1 protein-coding gene and 1 pseudogene are annotated in these 2791 nt (G+C 76.6%); both read left to right on the forward strand.

Annotated elements, in window-relative coordinates:
• Positions 1–753 (forward strand): annotated as a pseudogene (locus tag WDV86_RS16075) (hypothetical protein); the annotation flags it as partial.
• Between the two features lie 209 nt (positions 754–962).
• Positions 963–2791, forward strand: a 1829-nt coding sequence (locus tag WDV86_RS16080) for a CarD family transcriptional regulator (protein ID WP_339568665.1), incomplete at its 3' end; no start/stop codon positions are given.

Below are 2791 nucleotides of genomic sequence, written 5' to 3' on the forward strand. Positions count from 1 at the left end.
CGCGCGACGCGCACGGTCGAGGTCGTCGCGCCGCTGCCTCCGGCGCCCGAGCCGGAGCCCGAGCCGGACGAGCCCGACGAGCAGGGTCCCGCCGAGCCGCAGGAGCCAGAGGGGCCGACCGTGCTCGCCTCCGACGACTTCGAGCGTGCGGTGACGTCCGGCTGGGGCTCGGCGGCCACCGGCGGGGCCTGGACGACCTCCGGGACGGCCAGCAGCTTCAGCGTCGAGGGCGGCCGGGGGCGGATCTTCTCCGAGCGCGTCGGCGTCAACCGCTCGACGTCCCTGCCGGGCGTCAGCTCGACGAGCACCGAGCTGCTGCTCACGACGTCGGTCGACACGACGCCGACCGGGGGCGGCACCTACTTCTCGGTCATCGGCCGCCAGGTGTCGGCACGCGACGACTACCGCGCCAAGATCCGCTACCAGGCCGACGGACGGGTGGTCGTCTACCTCGTCAGCCGGGTGGACGGGCGTGAGACGGTCATGTCCCACGCCGTCGTCCCGGGGGCGACCGCCGCGAACGACCAGCCGCTCGAGGTGCGGTTCCGGGTGACGGGCCAGGGGACGACGGACGCTGCGGTCAAGGTCTGGCCGGCGGGCACGCCCGAGCCCTCCGGGTGGACGGCGCAGGCGAGCGACTCGGCGGCGGTGCTCCAGGCGCCGGGTGGTATCGGGTTCCTGCTGTACGTCTCGGGCAGCGGCTCGCCCGCGACGGCGCGGGTGGCCCAGCTGGAGGCTGTCGTCGTGCAGTGACGACCGTCTGGTCGACGTCGGACGCCCGGCCCCTCGCGACGCGAGGGGCCGGGCGTCCTCGTCGTGAGCCGGCGAGGACGCCCGGGCCGTCGTCACGGCGTACCGTTGGCGCGCCTGTCTCGCGCAGGCTCGTCGCGAGGGCTGGGCGTCATGGGCGTACCCAGATCTCCGCCCCTCCCGCTCCGTCCCCACCCCGCTCCGAGGAGCCCATGAGCCTGTCCGGCCTGCTCGACGTCCTGCGCACCGACCCGGCGCTGGCCTCCGCGACGGAGGCCGCCGCCGAGGGCGTGACCGAGGTGCTCGACCTCACCGCCCCCGCCGGGACGCGACCCGCCGTCGTCGCCGAGCTGGCCGCCCGGCGCCCGCTGCTCGCGGTCACCGCGACCGGCCGGGCCGCCGAGGAGCTCGCCGCGGCGCTGCGCTGCTACCTGCCCGCCGGCTCGGTGGCCGAGCTGCCGGCGTGGGAGACGCTGCCGCACGAGCGGCTGTCCCCCCGCAGCGACACCGTCGGCAAGCGCCTGGCCGTCTTCCGCCGGCTGGCCCACCCGGGCCCCGAGGGGGCGCCGGACGGGCCGGTGCGCGTCGTCGTCGCCCCGGTGCGCGCCGTGCTGCAGCCGGTGGTGCGGGGCCTCGGCGAGCTGCGGCCGGTGCGGCTGTCGGCCGGTGACACCGTCGACCTCGACGAGCTCGTCGAGGGCCTGGCGGGCGCGGCCTACAGCCGGGTCGACATGGTCGAGCGGCGCGGGGACTTCGCCGTCCGCGGCGGGATCGTCGACGTCTTCCCGCCCACACGCGACCACCCGCTGCGGGTCGAGCTGTTCGGTGACGAGGTCGAGGAGGTCCGCGAGTTCGCCGTCGCCGACCAGCGCTCCCTCGAGGTGGTGCCTGAGGGCCTGTGGGCGCCGCCGTGCCGCGAGGTGCTGCTCACCGCGGCCGTGCGGGCCCGCGCCGAGGCGCTCAAGGAGTCCCTGCCCGGCGCCGTCGACATGCTCGACAAGATCGCCGCGGGGGTCGCGGTCGAGGGCATGGAGTCCCTGGCCCCCGCTCTCGTCGACGGCATGCAGCCGCTGACCGAGCTGCTGCCGGACGGCGCCCACGTCGTCCTCCTGGACCCCGAGCGGGTGCGGGCGCGCGCCCACGACCTCGTGGCGACGACGGAGGAGTTCCTCGCCGCGGCGTGGTCCAACGCCGCCGCCGGCGCGGCCACGCCCGTCGACCTGTCCTCGGCGAGCTTCCTGCCCCTGGCGGTGGCCCGCGGCGCGGCGCTGGCGGGTGGGCACCCGTGGTGGTCGCTCACGGCCTTCGGCAGCGACGAGAGCCTCGCCGAGGAGGGGCGCGCCGGCAGCCAGGACGACACCGGCGGCGTCACGCTGCGCCTGGCCGCGCGCGACACCCGCTCCTTCTCGGGCGACGTGACGACGACGCTGGAGGACGTGCGCTCCCACGCCCGCGACGGCTGGCGCCTGCTCGTCACGGCCGAGGGGCCCGGCTCGGCCGACCGCCTGGCCGAGGTGCTGCGCGACGCCGACGTGCCCGCCCGCCGGGTGGCGAGCCTGGACGAGGCGCCCGAGCCCGGCGTCGTGCACGTGACGACGGGCGCCGGGACGGCCGGCTTCGTCGCGGAGGGGCTGCGCCTGGCCGTGCTCACCGAGGCCGACGTGCTCGGACGCAGCGGCCCGAGCTCGACGAAGGACATGCAGCGGCTGCCGAGCCGGCGCAAGAAGCAGGTGGACCCCCTGCAGCTGCGCCCGGGCGACCCGGTCGTCCACGAGCAGCACGGCGTCGGCCGCTTCGTCGAGATGATCCAGCGGACGCTCGCGGGCTCGACGCGGGAGTACCTCGTCATCGAGTACGCCCCGAGCAAGCGCGGCCAGCCCGGCGACCGGCTCTTCGTGCCGACGGACACCCTCGACCAGGTCACGCGATACGTGGGCGGGGAGGACCCGCCGCTCAACAAGATGGGTGGCGGGGACTGGGCCAAGACCAAGAGCCGGGCCCGCCGCGCGGTCAAGGAGATCGCCGGCGAGCTCGTGCGGCT

Source organism: Pseudokineococcus sp. 1T1Z-3, from assembly GCF_037482365.1.
Lineage (GTDB): Bacteria > Actinomycetota > Actinomycetes > Actinomycetales > Quadrisphaeraceae > Pseudokineococcus.